We start from the raw sequence: 20,796 nt of genomic DNA, 5'->3' as shown, positions 1-20,796 counted from the left end.
ATCCGGGAGTCCCACCCCGCACAATCCCGGATTCCACGTTGTTGCATCCGGGCTACGTTGATGGTTCCTTTTGCAATGCGAAACCCCGATTAAAGCCCATTTTGTAGGTGCGGTTAGCGTAATCGCACAAACGGAATGGTGAAACACAACGGTTTTGGCATTCATCTGATCACGCTACTTCAATCAATTGCTGTCGCTCTACTCACAGTCTACAAATCCTCTGCACTCAGGGCGTAGGCATAGGTGCCTTTGCCGCTGCCGCCGCGACGGTACACTTTTTCTGCCGCACGGTAAATTTTTTCGCGCGCGCCATCGAAAGCCTTCAGGTGATCGGATTCGCTGCTGCTCATTTCCGGATAGATTTTTTTCAGCGCTGAAGCTTCCACATAAAATGAAACCTCAATGGTGCTGTCGTATCCCCAGAACAGGACGCGATCGTGATTTTCATCATAACTTCGGCTGGGGTTGGGGAAGTGCAATGTCATGGATGAATCTCCGCAGCAGTTGCTGGGTCGAGGGGGAGACCACATACATTACGCTTCATTGAGATCAGTCACCAGCATTATCACCTCGAAGCCACACTAGCTTCTCTGTAGGGGGAGATAAACTCGCATTTTCCTCCAATTTTCAAGGGCAATCATTGGCTGTCTGCATTTTAGTGGTCTGTGCGTGGGTATCGAATCTGGGGTAATACCGAAAAATGGTGATGAAAATATTTTTTTCCAAGTGTCGAAACAACTAATGGATAATAGTATAAACGATGAAACCGCCGGGGAATGCTCGCGGTTTTGGCTGTTGTGGATCAGGTCTAAAGCGGTGTGTGATAGACCTGTAGCTGGCAAGTTGGACTCGCTAACATCACGGAACACCGATGCAATCCGGATCAAATGAAACTTTTCTGACAGACATGACTCGCGTTGTACTTCTGTGCGTGAGCTATGCTATTGCCGGCAAACTGGCGTTGATGTTGGCCCTTCCGCCGGGCTATGCCACGGCCATTTTCCCATCGGCAGGGATTGCGATCACTGCGCTGCTTCTGTGGGGTAATCGTTTGTGGCCGGGCATTTTTTTCGGTTCCTTGCTGCTGAATATCTGGGTTGGTTCCGACCAGGGTCCATTGACTATGTCTGGATGGGCGTTTGCCGTCAGTGCGGGTGTGGGAGCGACGTTGCAGGCATTGGTCGGTGCTTGGCTGGTGAAACGATTTGTTGGTTTTCCAACGGCTTTGTCAAAAGAGTGGGACATCATCAAATTTATGCTGGTTGCCGGGCCGCTGCCGTGCCTGCTCAACGCAACGTTTGGCGTTGGTGCGTTGTATGCGACCGGGGTTATTTCGCAATCTGAGATTGAGTTTAGCTGGTTTACCTGGTGGGCAGGTGACACCATTGGGGTGCTTATTGCGGCGCCATTGATGTTGATTGCGTTTGCGCATCCCAGAAAACTTTGGTGGGGACGACGCACGGTGGTGGCCATACCATCTTTGCTGGCATTGAGCGCAGTGATTGGGCTGTTTTACATGGCGAGCAAAGTGGAGCAGGAAAAAATTGAATCCAACTTCACGAGTATCGCCAATGACACACATGAAAAAATGCGTGCCAGCTTCAAAAGTTATCTGGATTCGGTTGCTTACATTGAGCGATTCTTTTCAAGTTCACAGCAAATTTCGCGTGAGGATTTTCGCACGTTTGTTGATTTCACCTTGGCGAACAAGCCGGGCATACAGGGTTTGAGCTGGAATCCATTGATATTGAATAATCAGCGAGATCAGTTTGAAAAATCAGTTCGCCAGGAAGGTTTTGCCGATTTTCAGATCACCGAACGTGACAGCAGCAAAGCATTGATCCGGGCCGGCGAGAGGGACGAGTATGTGGCGGTCCAGTTTATCGAACCGATGCAGGGAAATGAGGGCGCGTTTGGTTTTGATGTTGCGTCCAATCCTGCACGGCAAAGCACGCTAATTCAGGCGCGAGATTCCGGCAAGGCCATGGCCACACCAAGAATTACGCTGGTGCAGGAAAGTGTCGAGCAGGCTGGATTTTTAATCTTTCAACCTGTTTATCGCGGTTCGTCAGACACTACCGAGCAGCGTAAAAATGCCTTGAAGGGATTTGCGGTTGGGGTGTTTCGCGTCGGTGACATTATTGATGTGACATTGAAGTCGCAGTACAAGGACGACATCATCGTTAGCATTGATGACGTGGACAACGGAAAGTTTGTTCACATGTATGGCCCGCAGGATGTTACTGGCCGTATTTTGCTGGAGGACAGTCTCGATATCGGTGGCAGAAAGTGGGTGGTTCGGTACTGGCCAACGCCGTCATATCTAGCGGCCCACCGAGGTTGGCAGTCGTGGGGGGTATTGGCGATAGGTCTGTTGTTTACCAGTTTAATGGGCGCGTTTTTGTTGGCCATGACTGGGCGTTCATACTCCGTGGAAAATTTGGTGCAACGCCGCACGGCGGAGCTGAGAGGTATTTTGTCCACGGCGATCGAGACGATTATTACCCTGGATGCCAGTGGAAAGGTAGAAAGTGTCAATCCTGCCGGTGAAGCACTGTTCGGCTATTCCTCTAACGAGTTGACAGGCAAGTCTATTCTCGGTGTTATTCCGGATTTGTTTTCTGCGTCTGGCGACAATACCGGTACTGCAAAAACACTTTCGCTTGCGAGTGAGCGTCGTGACACCTATGCGGTAAAAAAAGACGGTAGCAAAATTCCGATTGAAATGGCTGTGAGTGCAGTTTCTCTGGTCGACAGAACCATTTTCACCGCGATTATTCACGATTTGACCGAACGGAAAAAAGTCAACCGCATGAAGGATGAGTTTGTATCTACGGTTAGCCATGAATTGCGTACGCCGCTCACATCCATCAGTGGTTCGCTGGGATTGATTTTAGGCGGTGTATTGGATAACGAACCGGATAAAATACAACACATGATGAAGATCGCTGCTGAAAATTGTGAACGACTGACCCGGCTAGTCAATAATTTGCTGACATTCAATAAAATCACCTTGTCAGAAAATTCGTTGAATCTGCGCATCATGCCGGTCAACGCATTGATTGATCATGCCCTTGTTGTCAATCAAGGGTATGCAGCAAAATATGGTGTGAGCTTTAACTGGACGCCGGTGGATAATGACATCAACGTCAACGTTGATGAAGACAAGATGATTCAGGTTCTGTCCAATATTTTATCGAATGCGGTGAAATATTCACCAACAGCGGGCGCGGTCGTTGTGTCAGTGCGACCCTCTGCAACGGAAGTTCGAATTTCGATTGCTGATTCCGGCCCCGGAATTCCCGTAGAGTTTCAGCAGAAAGTGTTTGAACGATTTTCCCAGGCGGATTCCAGTGACACGCGTCGTGTGGGTGGAACAGGTTTAGGGACATCGATTGCAAAGTTGTTGGTAGAGCAGCATGGTGGGCGCATCAGTTTTGTCAGCCAGCCGGGACAGGGAACTACTTTCCATATCGACTTGCGGATTGTGAACAGTCAAGGCGAGACAGGCGACCAGTTTGCTATGCCATCAAAAGCTGCGTAATGTAATTGTAGGCGTGCGATATTAGTTTTGCATCGTTGGATGATGTGGCAGAACCTGGATGTCAATGCTGCTCAGGTGTTGGTGAATGCGTTGACGATATTTCACCGGCCACCAGTCGTACAAGAAAATTTGTATCGGTCGCCACATCGAAACCCAGCCGATAATCAGTAAGCCTTCCTCGATTAAATCCCGCAACGTGCCTTCGCCAAAGTGATGTAAGGTAGTGCGCAGCGCCAGGCACAATGTCAGAAACGAGATGCCGACCAGCAAACTAAATCGCCCCTGTTGCAACACCGAGCGTAACTGACGCCGACTGCCAAGCGCACGATAGGCAAAATAATGATGCACGGCGTCGCGAATGCTGCGTGCCTGTGCGCTGTCCACTTCATCGCTGGGCAAGTAAATGCAAATGCGCATGGGCGTTTTGATGTGTAGTTCTTCAACCGCCTCGACGATGTAGGCTTCCGCATCTTTATCGATGTCTTTTTCATGGAAGGGGGAGGGATCGAGCGAGTTGAATAATTGGCGAGGATTTTTTAGAAAAATCTCGATCAGGTAGACGTTGTCCTGTTGCCGGTACTGCGAGCGTGTTTCGTGCTTGGCCATGCTGACTGCCTTTACGCAAATGTGGTTGCACATGGGTCTGGTTAACTATACCTGTTGCCGCGATTGGGCACCATGATTTGCGTTCCCTGATATAATTGCGAACCTTGCATTTTTTGATTAAACAATGACCAATTACATCCAAGCCATTTTACTGGACATGGACGGCGTGCTTTATCACGGTGAGAAAGCCATTGCCGACGCCGTGGAATTTATGGCGGCGATTGCGCATTTGCCGCACGCGTTCATCACCAATAATCCGATCAAAACGCCGGATGAAATCGCCGATCGTTTGCAGCGTTTGGGGTTTGTGCGACCGGATGAGACGCAAATTGTTACTTCGGCACAGGCGACGGCGTTGTGGTTGGGGCAGCAGAAGAAAAATTTCCGCTATTTCGCCGTGGGCGGTGCCGGATTGCATCAGGCGCTGGCGGAAGTCGGCACGCCGTGTAGCGAAGCGGCTGATTTTGTGGTGATCGGCGAGGGTGAGGGTATCGACTTTGCGACGATTACCACTGGCGTGAATTTGATTCTAAAACACGGCGCACGCCTGATTTGCACCAACCCAGATCACAGCGTCGATGCCTACATTGACGGTCAACATCGTGTTCTACCCGGCGGTGGCGCACTGGTCGCACCGTTTGCCATCGCTGCCGAAGTTGAGCCGGTATTCATCGGCAAACCCCATGCGCTGTTGTACCAAATGGCGTTGCAGCGGCTGGGGATGACGGCGCAGCAGTGTCTGATGATCGGTGATCGCCCTGACACCGATATTGCCGGCGCAGCGGCGCTGGGAATGCGCACGGCGCTGGTGCGAACCGGGCGGTTCCTTCCGGGCGCGGCCCTGCCGACCCATTTGCCCGCCCCGGATTGGGACGTGGACAGTCTGAAAACGCTGCAGGCAATGCTGGTTTTGGCGTAATTGTCTGCGATTCGCGGCGGCAAATAGGGTACACTACGCGCTTTTTTGGCTTCCAAAGCAGTTAATCTCGGGATCATCATGTTAACCAGTGCGAATATCACCATGCAGTTCGGGGCTAAGCCCTTGTTTGAAAACGTCTCAGTCAAGTTTGGCGATGGCAATCGCTATGGCCTGATTGGCGCCAATGGTTGCGGTAAATCGACGTTCATGAAGATTTTGGGCGGCGATCTGGCGCCCACGGCTGGCAACGTCAGCAAGGACCCGGACGAGCGCTTGGGTAAGCTGCGCCAGGACCAGTTTGCGTTTGAGCAGTTTTCGGTCATCGACACGGTCATCATGGGCAACGCCGACCTGTGGGAGATCAAAAAAGAGCGGGATCGCATTTACTCGTTGCCAGAGATGAGCGAGGAAGACGGCATCAAGGTCGCCGAGCTGGAAGGCGTATTTGCCGAGCTGGACGGCTACACCGCTGAGGCGCGTGCTGGCGAACTGCTGCTGGGTCTGGAGATTCCGGTGGATCAGCACTACGGCCCGATGAGCGCCGTGGCGCCGGGCTGGAAGTTGCGCGTATTGTTGGCGCAGGCGCTGTTCGCTGATCCGGAAATACTGCTGCTGGACGAGCCGACCAACAACCTGGACATCAACACCATCCGCTGGCTGGAAAATATTTTGAACCAGCGTAATTCGACCATGGTGATTATTTCGCACGATCGTCACTTCCTGAACAGCGTCTGCACCCACATGGCGGATCTGGATTTCGGCGAGTTGCGCGTTTATCCCGGCAACTACGATGACTACATGCTGGCTTCCACCCAGGCGCGTGAGCGTCTGTTGTCGGACAATGCCAAGAAAAAAGCTCAAATTGCCGAACTGCAAACCTTTGTGTCACGTTTCTCTGCCAACGCATCCAAAGCCAAACAGGCGACTTCGCGTGCCAAGCAGATTGATAAAATTAAACTGGACGAAGTCAAACCCTCCAGTCGTATGAGTCCATTCATTCGGTTTGAGCAGGACAAGAAACTGCACCGTCTGGCGCTGGAAATTGAACACCTGAGTGCAGGTTATGGCGATCAGTTGTTGTTCAAGGATCTCAGCCTGTTTGTCGAAGTTGGCGAGCGAGTGGCGGTGATCGGTGCCAACGGTATCGGTAAATCAACCTTCATGAAAACCTTGGTGGGTGATTTGGCACCCGCCAAGGGCGTGGTGAAATGGTCGGAGAATTCCACCATCGGTTACTACGCCCAGGATCATGCCCATGACTTTGCCGACAATCAGAAATTGTTTGAATGGATGGCACAATGGGCTCGCGCTGGCGACGACGACCAGTATATTCGCGGCACGCTGGGTCGCATGCTGTTTGGGCGTGACGATCTGGAAAAACGGGTAAAAGTGCTGTCCGGTGGTGAGCAGGGGCGCATGTTGTTTGGCAAATTGATGCTGCAGCGTCCCAATATTCTGGTGATGGACGAACCGACCAACCACTTGGACATGGAATCGATCGAAGCCTTGAACCTGGCGCTGGAAAATTATCCCGGCACCTTGATTTTTGTCAGCCATGACCGCGAGTTTGTGTCGTCGCTGGCGACACGGGTGATCGAAATCAAGCCCGACCGTATTGTTGACTACAAAGGCACCTACGAGGAATATCTGCGTAGTCAGGGCGTGGAAGGCTGATCATCTAACCGGTTCCCTTTCTCGCATTGAAAAGCCCCGTTCGCGCAAGCAACGGGGTTTTTTTTGGGGTCGTGGAAGAGGTAAAGGGGAGTGTATTAGCTACAGTTATCCAATATGATGCAAATGGCTACATATTACGCAAAATATTTGGGCTTAAGCTGTTGCACCAGAGGTAAGTTTTTTTGCAAAACTGTCGAAAATATCTCTACGCGGCGCTTTTTGTACTTTGGCCTTTAATCATTGGATATTCATGTCAGACTTATTGCGGATACTGAAGCGATATCTGCCAGCGTTGGTGCTGGCGATCTTCGGAATACTGCTGTCAATTTACGGCTATTTTTATGCTGCTGGGCTGGATGTGGCGCGTGCCTATGATTATTACAATCGCTGGGCCGATGAACGCCTGGATGAGATTAACCACAATATTACTCGGGAACTTGACCGGCTTAATACCGTGTCCGCTTATTTTGATGCGACATCAACAATAGAAAAAGCCCAATTTGATCTTTTCGTACAGCAGGTCACGGGTGAAAAAAGCACCTATCAGGCCATCGAGTGGATACCTGTTGTGCCTCGCGAAAAGCGGGCCTCGTTTGAGCGTGAAGCCTCCAGGGCATATCAGGCCCCCTTTGGAATTAAGGAACGTGATGCAGACGGCAACATGATGACCGCAGGTCAGCGTGATTTTTATTACCCGGTGTATTTTGTCTATCCACTGGAGGGTAATGCCGCCGCGGTTGGTTTTGATTTGGGATCGAACGCGGCGCGTCTGGCGGCGCTGGAGCAAGCGCGTGACAGCGGCGTCACGGTGGCAACACCGCGAATTTCTCTTGTCCAGCTCAAGAAAAATAACCTGGGTATCCTATTGTTTACTCCTGTGTATAAACACGGGCACCCCGTTGCGACGGTCGAACAGCGCCGCCAGCACATTCTCGGTTTTGTGCTGGGGGTAATGCGTGTTACTGACATGATCGATGAATTTTCCATGGCGCCACGCTACAAACCAGCCGGCATCGATGTGTATTTGTTTGACCTGACGAATGAACAAGACTCGTTTATGTACGTTCATTCATCGCGGATTCGCGAGAAACGTGATGCGCCGGTTTTGTCGTTCGAGCAGGCAACGCAAGGACTGCATAGTTTGCAGGAGCGGGAGATTGGGACTCGTACCTGGGCGTTGGTGACGCGGCCAGTGGACCCTGAATTTACAAGCTCCCTGACAAATCAGCGTTGGTTTTTGCTGTACGGTGGTCTGTTTTGTACGCTGATTATTGTCATTCAACTTGTGTTTGCCGCACGTCGCCGCCTGGCGGTTGAAAATCTGGTTATCGAAAGAACCCGACAATTGGAGGAAACAATCAATACGGCCAAGCAAGAGGAAATGCGTTTGCGTGCAGTGTTGGAAAACTCTGCTGAAGGCATTATTACCATCGATGGTTTGGGAAATATCACCAGTGCCAATGCTGCCGCGCAAAGTTTGTTTGGATACAGCCTGGATGAATTGCTGGGCAAGAATATTTCCATGCTGATTCCTCCCGACGAGCGAAGTGCGCATGATAAATATCTTGCGCAATCTCAGTTGCATGCCTCGAAAGTAATTAACCAGGCCAGAGAGCTGTTTGGCTATCGCAAAGATGGTCATCGTTTCCCCATGGAACTGAATGTGTCGGCGATGACATTAAACGGCCAGCGCGCCTACATCGGTTTGATGCGTGATATTTCCGAACGTAAAAAAGTAGAAGTACGTAAAACTGAATTCATTTCAACGGTCAGTCATGAACTGCGCACCCCTTTGACCTCAATCAAAGGTTCGCTGGGATTGGTGTTATCGGGGGCATTTGGTGAATTGCCTGAAAAGGTTCACAACCTGGTGGAAATTGCCAATGTCAATTGTGAAAGGCAGATTGCACTGGTGAACGACCTACTGGATATGGAAAAAATTTTTGCCGGTAAAATGCAATATCAAATGAAGCCCATTTTCCTCAATGATGTGGTATTGCAGTCTTTGGTGAGCAATGCGGGCTACGGTGAAAAGTATGGTGTGAAATTTGAACTGGTGGGAAGTATTGTTTCCGCCAAAGTGTTTGGCGACACAGGCCGGTTAATCCAGGTGATGTCGAATTTACTGTCCAATGCCGCAAAATTTTCACCGAAAGATGGCGTAGTCGAGGTTATGCTGAGAGAAGAAAATGGAACGCATTACCGTGTCAGCGTACGTGACTTTGGGGCAGGGATTCCTGACGCGTTTAGAAAAAATATTTTCGACCGGTTTAGTCAGGCAGATTCATCGGACACGCGCCAGAAAGGTGGTACTGGTCTTGGATTGAGCATCAGCAAGGCCATCATTACCGACCATCAGGGACATATTGATTTTGAATCCGTAGAAGGTAAGGGAGCCACCTTTTATTTTACGCTGCCCAAGTACAACGAGCGAATTGGGTAAAGTTGTCAGGTTTGGGCGAAGTTGCCATTGCCAGTCTAACCGACAGGCAATGGCAATCAGGCAAACTATTCGATAGTCGCGTTGTGATACACTTTTTGTACGTCGTCGCAGTCATCCAGCAACGCCATAAATTTTTCAAACAGCGCAACATCGTCACCAGTGATGGTCGTCATTTCGTGCGGCAGGAAGGTGATTTCATCAACTTCAAAATCAGCACTTTCACCCAGCAAATTGGTTAACGCGGTTTTGGCTTTGAAATATTCGGTGGGTGGCGTCAACACTTCAATGCTGCCGTTGGCAGATTCAATGTCGCTAACATCCACGTCGGCTTCCATGAGCGCTTCCAGTACTTGTTCTTCGTTGTCGCCCTTAAACAGGAATACAGCGCGGTGATCAAAACTGTGAGCAACCGCACCTGGTGCGCCGATTTTGGCTTTGGCCTTGATGAAGCACTGGCGAACGTCGCCATAGGTGCGATTGTTGTTGTCAGTCAAGCAGTCGACGATGACGTTGCAACCACCAGGACCGAAGCCCTCGTAGCGAGCGGGTGCGAAATCTTCACCCGCGCCGCCCTTGGCTTTTTCAAGGGCTTTTTCGATGATGTGTCCAGGCACTTGGTCTTTCTTGGCCTTATCCATCAAGCTGCGCAGTGTTAAGTTGTTGTTGGGGTCCAAGCCGCCGTTTTTGGCACAGACATAAATTTCACGTCCATAGCGGGAGTAAACTTTGGCCTTCATGACGGATGTTTTGGCCATGGCCGCTTTGCGGACTTCGAATGCTCTACCCATAACGTACTCTTGTCGAATCGGTTGAAATTAAGTGTTGAGATTTTGAAGGAAGCAGGAGGGTGAATCAATAGCAGCCGGGGAGGAATCCGGTGAAGGATCGGGTTTTGACCGTTTTTTGAGCAGATTGGCGCCAGTTTGCTGCTGGCGCCTTTGAAGGTTTAGAGCTTGGTTATTTTTTCCAGCACGGCTTGGGCGTGACCATCGGCATTGACGCCATATTCCACGTCGACCAGCAAGCCTTGCTTGTTGATGATGAACGTAGAGCGGACGATGCCCATTTTCTTGATGCCGTTCTTTTCTTTTTCCTGCCACACGCCGTAGAGCTCGCAGAGCTGGCCTTCCGGGTCTGACACGAGCTGAACTTTCAGGTTGTACTTGTCCATGAAGGCGCGGTGGCTGTCGCAGGAGTCTTTGCTGACACCGAGGACGACAGTATCTGCCGCCGCAAATTGATCGGCGAGGGCGGTAAATTGATTGGCTTCCAGGGTGCAGCCAGGAGTGTCATCTTTTGGGTAGAAGTAGAGAACGACATTTTTCTTGCCGGCGTATTGCGCCAGGCTCAGTGGTTGTTTGTCTTGATTTGACAGGGAAAATGCCGGGGCTTGGGTGTTTGTCGTCAGCATAAAAACCTAGTTGAATAGTTGGATAAAGTGTTATCTTGGCCCAGCTCGACTCAAACCGCAAGACAAGTTTGTGCGGCGATGAAAAACAACCGTAAAAATTTTTGAACCTATTTCTGCAGGCCACGGTCATACATGGCATTAACGATTTTTAAGGAGGGACCAACATGAGTGACAAAAAGCTAGGATACATCGTTGCGATTGTGATTGGCGGGCTGATCGGCCTGTTCTTTTTGCGCTACATGGATATTTATCCTGGCAATTAGACTTGTGGGGTCAAATGAAAAAGCCAGCGTGTTAGGCGCTGGCTTTTTTTTGTCCGTAAGTTTATGCGGTTATATTAGCTGGCGCCTTTGTTGGCCACGACCGGCGTAGTGCGATTGAGTCTGATTTGATCGGCAAGCACGCTGGCAGCTTCACGCAGTTTGATATTCTCCAGTTCCTCTTTTAACTTGTCATCCACAGAAGTATCACCTTCCTCGTCGATGTTTTCCTTGTCCAAAGCGGGTAAGCCACGCGAGAGGCGGAAGCGGTTAAGGCGATCATGGCGTGCAGATTCCTGGGCAATACGTTCTTTTTCACGCGCGGATTTTTTCAACGAGACTGATTTTTTATCCAACACGTCTCTTAGCTCTTTGTCTTGAGCTACCAGTAAATCAAAGCCCGCATCGTTGGCAATGCGCTTGCTGTGCTCGTCTTTCAACACTTTAAGATCAGTGCGCAGACCGTTGATGCGTTGGAAGGGGGCTGGTTTGATGCTGGCCCAGGGCAGTGCATTTTCCAGAGCACGCTCACCCATTTCCTTGTTGTTGACCACGGGATAGGGGATGTCTGGTGTGACGCCTTCGTGCTGAGTGCTGTCACCGTTGACGCGGAAAAACTGCGCCATGGTGAGTTTGATTTGTCCCAGTTCGGTGTTGGTGGAACGGGTGAAACGGTTGAGGTCTATCACGGTTTGTACGGTGCCTTTGCCGTAGGTGGGCTCACCGATGATCAGGCCACGACCGTAATCTTTGATGGCGCCAGCAAAAATCTCCGAGGCAGAAGCGCTGTAGCGATCGACCAGCACTGCCATGGGGCCGTCATAGGCCACGCGGTTGTCTTCGTCACGATCTACCTGCAGGTTGCCGGTGTTGTCTTTGATCTGTACCACTGGGCCAGAATGAATGAACAGGCCAGTCAGGGCGACGGCCTCGGGCAGGGAACCACCACCGTTACCACGCAAATCGATAACGATACCATCGACGTTGTCTTTCTTGAGTTCGCTCAGCAAAATCTCGGTGTCGCGAGTAGTGGATTTGTAATCGTCGTCACCGCGTGCGTAGGCGTCAAAGTCCATATAGAACGTGGGCAGGGTGATAACGCCGATCCGGCGTTTATCTTTGCCTGCGCCAAGCTCCATGATGGATTTTTTGGCCTGTTGTTCTTCCAGTTTGATCTTGTTACGTACCAGGGTAATGATCTTGGTTGCGCCATCGGGACCGGCTGATTTGGGCAGTACCTGCAGGCGTACAACCGAGTCTTTCGGGCCGCGAATCAGTTCGACCACATCGTCTAGTCGCCAGCCGATGATGTCTTCCATTTCGCCGTTCTTGCCTTGGGCAACGCCGACGATTTTGTCGTCAGCACGCAGCAGACCACTGGAATCCGCCGGGCCGCCGGTAATGATGCGCTGTACCACGGTGTAATCGTCAACCCGCTGCAGTACTGCGCCAATCCCTTCAAGCGATAGACTCATGTTGATCTTGAAGTTCTCGGTATTGCGCGGTGAAAAATAGGACGTATGGGGTTCCAACGCCTGCAAATAGGCATTGATGAAAATCTCGTAAACGTCTTCAGCGCGGATTTCCTGGGAATAGGTTTTTATCCGCTCATAGCGCTTACGCAGGGTCTTTTTGAGCTCGTCAGGCTTTTTGCCGGCCAGCTGAAGACTGAGTACGTCGTTCTTTACCCGTTTACGCCAGATTTCGTTGAGTTCGGCTTCGTTCTTGGGCCACGCCATGTCGGAACGGTCAAAATCGAAACTTTCGTCACGGTTGAAGTCGAAATTTTGATCAAGTATTTTGATGGCGTAATTAGCGCGCTCAATGCGGCGCTCGTTGAATATCTCGAACATGTTGAACGCGGAGTCCAGCTTTCCTGTCTTGATGGCATCGTCCAGCAGCTTGCTGTAGCGCTGGAAAACAGCCACTTCTTTTTCCGTCAGGATGCTCTTGGTAGGGTCGAGACTTTTTAGATATTGCTCAAGGATTTGCTGCGACAGGGCGTCGTTCAGATGGGTCTTTTTGTAATGGTGCCGTTCGATCAGTTTGGTGATCAAAACGCTGGATAAACCATGCTCAGGCAATGGTTTAATCTCGGTAGCAGCCAGTGCAGCCTGCATAACGAACAGCTGAACAGCGATAAACAGGCTAGTGATAATTTTGATCATGGGATCCCTTCGGCGTACGGCGGCACTATAGCTCTTAAGACTATATCGAGCGTTTTTCTAATTATACAAGGTCAAGCATTGTATTTTTACACGCAAACTGTCTGCCAGGCCAGAAGAGGGGGCGTAAATAGTTATTTCTACACATGAATAGGCGCAGGATATTGACGTTTTCTATGATAACCGCCACACTCGGGGCATGATTAAGCCTGCGCAACTATTAACCACCACATTTTTCGCCCATCGCCGTCGTTGGGCGATGCGCCTGTTTGGGTTGGTGGCTGAGGGAGCGCGTTAGCGACGACAGATAAAAGAATCGTTTTTTCTGAGGCCACGGATCCAACAAAATCCGTGGCCTTTTTTTTGGCCTGGCGAAAAGAAAAGGAGTGAGTGAAATGTCGGTGCCGTTTGCGTATCTGGGGGTCATTTTGATCTGGTCAACTACACCGTTGGCGGTGAAGTGGAGCAGCGTCGGTGGCAGCTTTTTGTTTGGCGTGGCCAGCCGAAATGTGGTTGGTTTGCTGCTGGGCATGGCGCTGTTGCTGGCGTTGCGTATTCCCCTAACGATAAACAAACATGCCTGGCGAGCCTATGTTTCGGTAGGTGTCACTCTATATCTGGGACTGATGGGGGTATATTTTGGCGCGCAGTTTGTTCCATCGGGATTGATTTCGGTGCTGTATGGATGGACGCCGTTTTTTATCGCCGTGTTTGCCTTGCTGTGGTTTGGTGAGAACAATTTCAGCGTGGGCAAATCGTTTGGAATGCTGTTGGGGATAAGCGGTTTGGTAGTTATTTTTTCTGATTCACTGCAGTTGGGTGAATCAGCGTTGCTAGGGATAACTGCGGTACTGCTGTCGGTGGCAGTTCATGCGTTTGGCAGCTTGTGGTTCAAGCGCGTGCATGTGGAGGGACTGTCGGCTATGGCGGTTACCGTGGGTGGTTTGTGGGTGTCATTGCCGCTGTTTTTGCTCAGTTGGTGGTTGTTGGATGGCAGTGTACCCAGCGAGCCGCCGTCACGCACGATAGCGGCAATTGTTTATCTGGGAGTGTTTGGCTCGGTGTTGGGGGCGATGCTGTATTTCTATGCGCTACATCACCTTGGCGCGATGAGCATGTCACTGCTGACGCTGATTACGCCAGTGGCGGCATTGGTGCTGGGGGTGGTGGCAAACGATGAACACATTTCGACGGATACCTTGTACGGTGTCGCGTTGATTTTGTGGGGATTGGTGATGTTTCAGTTTGAGGGCATACGCCGGCGTTGGTCACTCTACAGAATGAGAGCCTGAGTATAAAAACCAAGGGGGCATGAGCCCCCTTGGTTTTTGATTAGCTGATCAAACTTTTCCAACCATCGTCTGGTTTGAATACGCCGCCATGCGATGATGCGAGGCGATCGAGACTGGAACTGTATTTCTCGAATCCCTGAGATTCGGCAAAATTGATCGGGCCACCACGGAAGGGCGCGAAGCCGGTACCGAAAATGACGCCCGCATCCAGGTGATTGCGATTTTCCACCACACCTTCACGCAGACAGGCGACGGCTTCGTTGACCATGCGACCAATCAGACGCTCGGTGATGTGCTGCAATTTGCTGGCGTTTGCACCACCGGCACCCACTTCATTTTTCTTGCCACCGCTGTAAGAGTAAAAGCCTTCACCGGATTTGGCGCCCAGTTTGCCGGCTTCCACCATTTTTTGCAGTGAAGAAGGTACTTCCAGGCCCAGTTCCTTACCCAGGATTTGCGCAACGTGCAGGCAAATATCCAGGCCAACGGTGTCTGCCAAATGCAGTGGTCCCATCGGCATACCGAATTTCAGCGCGGCATTGTCGATGTCGGCAATGGAAACGCCTTCTTCCTTGAGTTTGACCGCTTCCATCATGTATGGCATGAGGATGCGATTGACCAGGAAGCCTGGGGCGCTTTTCACTGGCAGTGGCAGTTTGCCAATTTGCGCGGCAAACGCACCAACACGCGTAGCGGTATCGGCGTCGGTGTTGTCGGCGGTGACAATTTCAATCAATGGCATTTGTGCGACGGGATTGAAAAAGTGCAAACCTACCAGGCGTTCAGGTTTTGCCAAGGTTTTGCTCAGCACTTCCAGTGGAATACTGGAGGTGTTGGTGGTGAGCAGTGCATTGGGTTTCATCTTCGGTTCAAGTTGGGCGTACAAACCTTGCTTGGCTTCGATGTTTTCGACAATGGCTTCGACAATCACATCGGCCTTGGGAATGCCGTGTCCGTGTATGTCGGGAATCAATCTATCCATCGCCGCGATAATGCCCAGGCGATCGCCTTTCATTTTTTTGCTGAACAGTTTGTGCGCACGGCCAATGGCCTTACCCAGATTTTCCGCATGGCGATCTTGCAGTGTTACCGTCAAGCCGCGCAATGCGCACCACGCAGCAATGTCACCACCCATGACACCGGCACCGATCACGTGTACGTGTTTGGGTTTGCCTATTGATTTCAAATGTTCGGGCAGTTTGCCCAGATTTTTTAGTTGTTCACGCAAGAAGAACACTTTGACCAGATTTCTGGACGTGTCGCCCGTGACCAGTTTGGCGACCGAGCGTGCTTCTTCTTCCATCATCTTGCGTGGATTGTCCATGTACTTTTTCCACAGTTTGATGATGGCATAAGGCGCAGGGTAGTGGTCTTTTGGCGCTTTTTGTGCGACCTGTTTGCGCATCATGGACGCCAGTATGGGGCGAACCAAGGCATGATTGGTAAATTTGAGCATGCCTTTAAGCTGCTTGCGCTTGGGCTTTTCCAGTACCACTTGCAGTGCTGCTGTCAGGAAATGACGCGTGGGAACTGCATAATCGATGACGCCCATTTTGGCCGCTTTGCGTGCGTCCAGCGTTTTGCCGGTCAACATCAAATCCATGGCGTTGGGCGCGCCGATCAGTGGTGGCAAACGCACTGTGCCACCAAAACCCGGGTGAATGCCCAGTTGTACTTCGGGCAAACCAATGCTGGTTTTGGGGCCGTCATCGGCAATACGATAATTACAGGCCAGCGCCAGCTCGGCACCGCCACCCATGCAGAAACCGTGAATCAGTGCCACGGTGGTGCAGGGCATGGATTCGATTTTGTTCAGCACATTTTGGCCACGGCGGATATGGTTTACCGCGTGTTCAAAGTTTTCAATTTTGGTGAATTCCTTGATGTCTGCACCGGCAATAAAACCGTTGGCTTTGTCGGACAGAAAAATAATGCCCTTGGGTTTTTGTTTTATTGCATCATCAAGCAGCGCATCCAGTTCTTCGATGACCGGTACACAGAGCACGTTGGCTGCTGCATCCTGCTGATCAAGATGCAGCCACCACACGCCGTGTTCATCAACTTTTCTTTTCCAGTGTTTTAATGCATTCAAGTCCGTCATGGGTATACTCCTATTCGCGTTCGATCAACAAAGCACCGCCTTGACCACCGCCAATGCACAGACTGGCGATACCGCGTTTGCTGTTGGTGCGTTTGAGAATATGAGCAAGGTGCAAGGTGATACGCGCACCGCTTGCGCCGACTGGGTGGCCGACACTGACGCCGCCGCCATCGACATTGAGTCGGTCCATCGGGATTTCGCCGATAGGTTTATCGCGACCGAGAAAATCGCGGCAATACTGTTCGCTCATCCACGCTTCGCGGCAGGCGAGTACCTGGGTGGCGAAGGCTTCGTTGATTTCCCAGTAATCGACATCTTTAATCGACAATTTATTGCGATCAAGAATTGGTGTCATCGCATACGCTGGACCCAAGCCCATTTCGGCGGGATCCAGCCCCGACCATTGAGCATCCGTGATGCGAGCCAGCACTGGCAGCTTGTGATCGCGCACGGCTTTTTCGCTGGCCAGAATCAACACGGCTGCACCATCGGTGACTTGCGCGCTGTTGCCCGCAGTGACTTTACCAAAGTGGCGGTCAAACACGGGCTTGAGCTTTGCCAATCCAGGCAGATCGCTGTCGCGACGCACGCCATCGTCTTCTTTGTACAGGTTGCCTTTGCTGTCGAAAATATCGACGATCTCGTCAGCCAAATAACCTTCGTCCTGTGCCTTGGCCAAACGATGATGGCTGTGCATGGAGTAAGTGTCCATGGTGACACGATCGATATGGAACCGATGTGCCAGATTTTCTGCGGTTTGTCCCATGGACAGGCCGTTGGTTGGATCGGTTAATCCGCGCAGCAGGCCGATGATGGGTTTCAAATGTGGGCCACGGAGCTTGGCAACCATTTTGATTTTGTCCATGGCGGTTTTGGCGCGGCTAAAGTCAGCCAACCAATTCACCATCAGCAGATTGAGCAGGATGGGTGCATGGCTCATGGATTCAACGCCGCCGGCCAGAATCAGATCAGAGCGCCCTGTGGCAATATTTTGCGCGGCGCAATCCAGCGCCTGCATCCCGGAGGCGCAGTTACGTTGCACTGTCCAGGCGGGAGTGCGTTCACCACAGCCAATGCGTAATGCCAGAATACGTGCAATATTGGCTTCGTCAGCGTTGGGCATAACACAGCCCATGATGACTTCATCGAATGCAGTCGCATCAAATGGCATTCTGTCCACGAGAGGGCGTGCTGCAGAAACTGCAAGGTCGGCAGCAACAAAGGCTCCAGGCTTTCCTTTTGCCTTTAGAAACGGTGTGCGTGCACCATCAACAATAAAGACTTTGTTACCTTGTAGATTGGAACTCAACGCCATGATCCTTCTCCTAGGACTTTGGATTTAGTTTGAATGCATCGGGCGCAAAGTCGTCAACCTTTATAACTTCCTTGCGAAGAACGTCGTATTCATCATAGAAGGCTTTTTCGCTTTCAGTAATGAGGTTCTTGCGTACTGCATCCTCAAGCATTTCGGACATGACTCGGCCGGAAATTTCACCTTCCTTGCGGGCACGGAACAGTTTGCGCTCCAGTTGATCGACCTGATCAGACATACGCAAAGCAGCTTCCATCCGTCCCACTTGATCGGTGGTGTTTTTGGGTACGAACACACCTTTGGTGAGGCGATCTCTGGCTTCTGAATCGTTGAGAATAATGCGCGCAACCTTGCGGCCCAAATTGTCGCTGGGTGGTGTAAAGCGGCGACCAGTGGGGAAGACGAACACGCGCAGCGCCAAGCCCAGTGCCTTGCTCGGCAAATTGTTGAGAATGCCGTCCAGGGCTTGCTGAATTTCAAACAGATTTTGTTCACACGCCCAACGTACCAGTGGCAGATCCGCGCTGGGGAAACCCTGATCTTCGTAGCGCTTAAGCGTGGCCGAGGTCAGATAGAGCAAGCCCAACACGTCAGCCAGGCGACCAGACAATTTTTCCTTGCGCTTGAGTGCGCCGCCCAAGGTCAGCATTGCAAAATCCGAGACCATGGCGAATGCCGCACTGAAGCGGGTGAGTTGTTGGTAGTAGTGTTTGGTTTCCTTGTGATCGGGAACATTGGCGCCCATCCCGTTGGTCAAACCAAAAATCAGCGAACGTGACATGTTTGACACCGTGAAATTGATATGGCGCCAGAACAAACTGTCAAAATCGGCACTTGCACGGGCGTGGTCTGAATCCTGTGCTGCCAGCATTTCTTTGAAAATGTACGGATGGCAACGAATTGCACCTTGACCATAAATGATCAGCGAACGGGTAAGAATATTCGCGCCTTCCACCGTGATACTGATGGGAATCGCGTGATAGAGCTTGCCCAGAATATTATGCGGGCCCAAACAAATGGCTGAACCGCCCTGAATGTCCATGGCGTCATTGACTGCACGACGCATGCGTTCGGTCAGTGTGTATTTGAGGATGGCCGAAATTACCGATGGACTTTGGCCTGCATCCAATGCATCTGCAGTCAAGGTACGCGCTGCATCCATCATATAGGTGTAGCCGGCCATGCGTGCCAGGGGCTCTTCGATGCCTTCGAAATAACCAATCGGTGTTTTGAATTGTTTACGAATGCGTGCGTATGCACCCATGGACAAGCTGGAGAACTTTGCGCCGCCTACACTTAGTGCGGGCAGTGAAATGGATCGACCCGCTGCCAAGCATTCCATCAACATGCGCCAGCCTTTGCCGGCTTGTTGCTGACCACCAATGACCCAGTCCATGGGGATAAACACATCTTTACCCCAGTTTGGTCCATTTTGGAACGCGATTGCCAAGGGATAGTGACGGCGACCAATGTTGACACCCGGGTGATTGGTGGGGATCAGTGCGCAGGTAATACCCAGATCTGCCTGTTCACCGATGAGGTGCTCAGGGTCATAGAGTTTGAATGCCAAACCCAACACTGTCGCGACCGGGCCCAGGGTGATGTAGCGTTTGTCCCAGGTGACGCGTATGCCGAGCACATCTTTTTGGCCGTTGAAATCCTGGCGGCAAACAATGCCGGTATCTGGTATTGAGCTGGCGTCACTGCCGGCTTCCGGTGAGGTCAGCGCAAAGCAGGGAATGTCGTCACCCTTGGCCAAACGTGGCAGGTAGTGATTTTTTTGCGCATCGGTGCCGTAGCGCAGCAACAGTTCGGCTGGGCCAAGCGAGTTGGGTACCATCACTGTCACGGCAGCGGCAACGCTGCGACTGGAGATTTTCATGACCACTTCAGAGTGGGCGCGAGCCGAGAAGTGGTGACCACCGTATTCCTTGGGAATGATCATGCCGAAGAAGCCGTTGTCCTTGATGAATTTCCAGACTTCGGGGGGCAGATCATTTAAATCTGTATTGATCTTCCAGTCATCCAGCATGGCGCACAGTTGTTCAACCGGGCCATCAATGAAGGCTTGCTCTTCTTTTGTCAGGCCGGGACCGTGAAATTCCAACAGCTTTTTCCAATCAGGATTGCCGCTGAACAAGTCTCCATCCCACCAAACCGTGCCGGCTTCCAGCGCGTCTTTTTCTGTTTGCGACATGGAGGGGAGCGCACGACGGAAAAATGCCAGCATGGGATTGGATATCAAATTTTTGCGCAAGGTCGTCTGGTTGAAGATGACGCCGATGATCAAGGTACTCAGCCATAAAATGGCGAGGATCAGCGGAGACGTTTTGACGAAGAAGGTGATGAATAGCAGCGTCACACCCAGGCCCACGGTCCATCCACCAAATCCTACCCGTTTAAAGCCAAGGGCAAGGAAGGCTACAAAAAATATGGCTAGCGCTAACATAGTGGTTCGGCCTCCACAGCCGGATAATTGTCAGTCGTAATTTCTTTGAGGTATTAATGTAACTTTGACAGTTATTGCCTTAACTTTATGTTTGTAAAGCGGCGCTAAAGTCTGGTCACGGCAATCCTCCTACATAGCGGCATTCAATTAAAAATCATTAGCTTAACGGTTAGTGTTAAGTGGGCAATATTTGTTCCAGAGCCTCGTCAAGCTGGCGCGGTTGAATGTAATAATGGGGCGAAAATCGCAAAGCGCCATGACGAAGCGCGCACATCACGCCTCGGCTCATCAGACGACGATACACGATTTCCTGATCACTCTGTCTAACTTTAAACGAGACTATGCCCAGAAATCGATCGGATTGGGGATCTGAAACCAATTCCAGTCGCCGGTCAGCCGAGATACGATCCATCAAATAACGTGCATTGTCACGTACGGCGCGCTCGATCGTGGGCAAGCCAACGCTAAGCAATAAATTCAAACTGGCCTGCAGCGCATGGATGCCCAGCATATTGGGGCTGCCACACTCAAAACAGCGTGCGCTCTTGGCGGGTGTCCAGTCCTGGCGGTCATAGTTGCCGACATCATCAATCATGTGCCAACCAAATTGCGTCAAGCGC

14 protein-coding genes are annotated in these 20,796 nt (G+C 51.2%); 5 read left to right on the top strand and 9 right to left on the bottom strand.

Features of this window, described 5'->3' with window-relative positions:
* Positions 1-209: 209 nt before the first annotated feature.
* Positions 210-485 (bottom strand): DUF1488 domain-containing protein, encoded by a 276-nt coding sequence (locus tag OEW58_10575; protein ID MDH5301794.1) that lies wholly within the window; start codon positions 483-485, stop codon positions 210-212.
* A gap of 386 nt (positions 486-871) precedes the next feature.
* On the opposite strand from OEW58_10575, the gene OEW58_10570 reads away from it, so the two are divergent.
* Positions 872-3,544, top strand: a complete 2,673-nt coding sequence (locus OEW58_10570; protein MDH5301793.1) for a CHASE domain-containing protein — start codon at positions 872-874, stop codon at positions 3,542-3,544.
* A gap of 21 nt (positions 3,545-3,565) precedes the next feature.
* On the opposite strand, the gene OEW58_10565 is transcribed toward OEW58_10570, so the two are convergent.
* The gene (locus OEW58_10565; GenBank protein MDH5301792.1) at positions 3,566-4,150 is read right to left on the bottom strand and encodes a hypothetical protein; all 585 of its coding nucleotides are present in this window, start codon (positions 4,148-4,150) and stop codon (positions 3,566-3,568) included.
* Positions 4,151-4,274: 124 nt separating this feature from the next.
* Between OEW58_10565 and OEW58_10560 the strand changes: the two genes are divergently transcribed.
* The 3 genes from OEW58_10560 to OEW58_10550 all read left to right on the top strand — a co-directional run bounded on the left by OEW58_10560 (position 4,275) and on the right by OEW58_10550 (position 9,186).
* A complete protein-coding gene (locus OEW58_10560) occupies positions 4,275-5,069 on the top strand; it encodes an HAD-IIA family hydrolase (GenBank protein ID MDH5301791.1) in 795 nt (264 codons plus the stop codon).
* 78 nt (positions 5,070-5,147) lie between these two features.
* Positions 5,148-6,743, top strand: coding sequence for an ABC-F family ATPase (locus OEW58_10555; protein MDH5301790.1), 1,596 nt, complete (start codon positions 5,148-5,150; stop codon positions 6,741-6,743).
* A 250-nt stretch (positions 6,744-6,993) separates the two neighbouring features.
* Positions 6,994-9,186 (top strand): CHASE domain-containing protein, encoded by a 2,193-nt coding sequence (locus OEW58_10550; protein ID MDH5301789.1) that lies wholly within the window; start codon positions 6,994-6,996, stop codon positions 9,184-9,186.
* 65 nt (positions 9,187-9,251) lie between these two features.
* On the opposite strand, the gene OEW58_10545 is transcribed toward OEW58_10550, so the two are convergent.
* The 3 genes from OEW58_10545 to OEW58_10535 all read right to left on the bottom strand — a co-directional run bounded on the left by OEW58_10545 (position 9,252) and on the right by OEW58_10535 (position 13,025).
* Positions 9,252-9,974 (bottom strand): YebC/PmpR family DNA-binding transcriptional regulator, encoded by a 723-nt coding sequence (locus OEW58_10545; GenBank protein ID MDH5301788.1) that lies wholly within the window; start codon positions 9,972-9,974, stop codon positions 9,252-9,254.
* A gap of 158 nt (positions 9,975-10,132) precedes the next feature.
* Entirely contained in the window at positions 10,133-10,597 is a 465-nt protein-coding gene (locus OEW58_10540) for a peroxiredoxin (protein MDH5301787.1), read from the bottom strand.
* Positions 10,598-10,934: 337 nt separating this feature from the next.
* On the bottom strand, positions 10,935-13,025 hold the full coding sequence (locus OEW58_10535; protein MDH5301786.1) for a carboxy terminal-processing peptidase: 2,091 nt from the start codon (positions 13,023-13,025) through the stop codon (positions 10,935-10,937).
* A 392-nt stretch (positions 13,026-13,417) separates the two neighbouring features.
* On the opposite strand from OEW58_10535, the gene OEW58_10530 reads away from it, so the two are divergent.
* Positions 13,418-14,314: a DMT family transporter gene (locus OEW58_10530; protein MDH5301785.1), complete on the top strand. Its 897-nt coding sequence runs from the start codon at positions 13,418-13,420 to the stop codon at positions 14,312-14,314.
* Between the two features lie 40 nt (positions 14,315-14,354).
* Here OEW58_10530 and OEW58_10525 read toward each other — a convergent pair whose 3' ends face one another.
* The 4 genes from OEW58_10525 to OEW58_10510 form a co-directional block, all read right to left on the bottom strand.
* The gene (locus OEW58_10525) at positions 14,355-16,415 is read right to left on the bottom strand and encodes a 3-hydroxyacyl-CoA dehydrogenase NAD-binding domain-containing protein (GenBank protein ID MDH5301784.1); all 2,061 of its coding nucleotides are present in this window, start codon (positions 16,413-16,415) and stop codon (positions 14,355-14,357) included.
* Positions 16,416-16,425: 10 nt separating this feature from the next.
* Positions 16,426-17,730 (bottom strand): acetyl-CoA C-acetyltransferase, encoded by a 1,305-nt coding sequence (locus OEW58_10520; protein MDH5301783.1) that lies wholly within the window; start codon positions 17,728-17,730, stop codon positions 16,426-16,428.
* 10 nt (positions 17,731-17,740) lie between these two features.
* Positions 17,741-20,176: an acyl-CoA dehydrogenase gene (locus tag OEW58_10515; protein ID MDH5301782.1), complete on the bottom strand. Its 2,436-nt coding sequence runs from the start codon at positions 20,174-20,176 to the stop codon at positions 17,741-17,743.
* Positions 20,177-20,351: 175 nt separating this feature from the next.
* On the bottom strand, positions 20,352-20,796 hold a 445-nt coding region (locus OEW58_10510), incomplete at its 5' end, for an aminotransferase class V-fold PLP-dependent enzyme (protein MDH5301781.1).

Source organism: Gammaproteobacteria bacterium (genome assembly GCA_029884425.1).
In the GTDB taxonomy this organism is placed as follows: Bacteria; Pseudomonadota; Gammaproteobacteria; order S012-40; family S012-40; genus JAOUHV01.
This window is presented reverse-complemented; position numbering and strand designations above follow the sequence as displayed.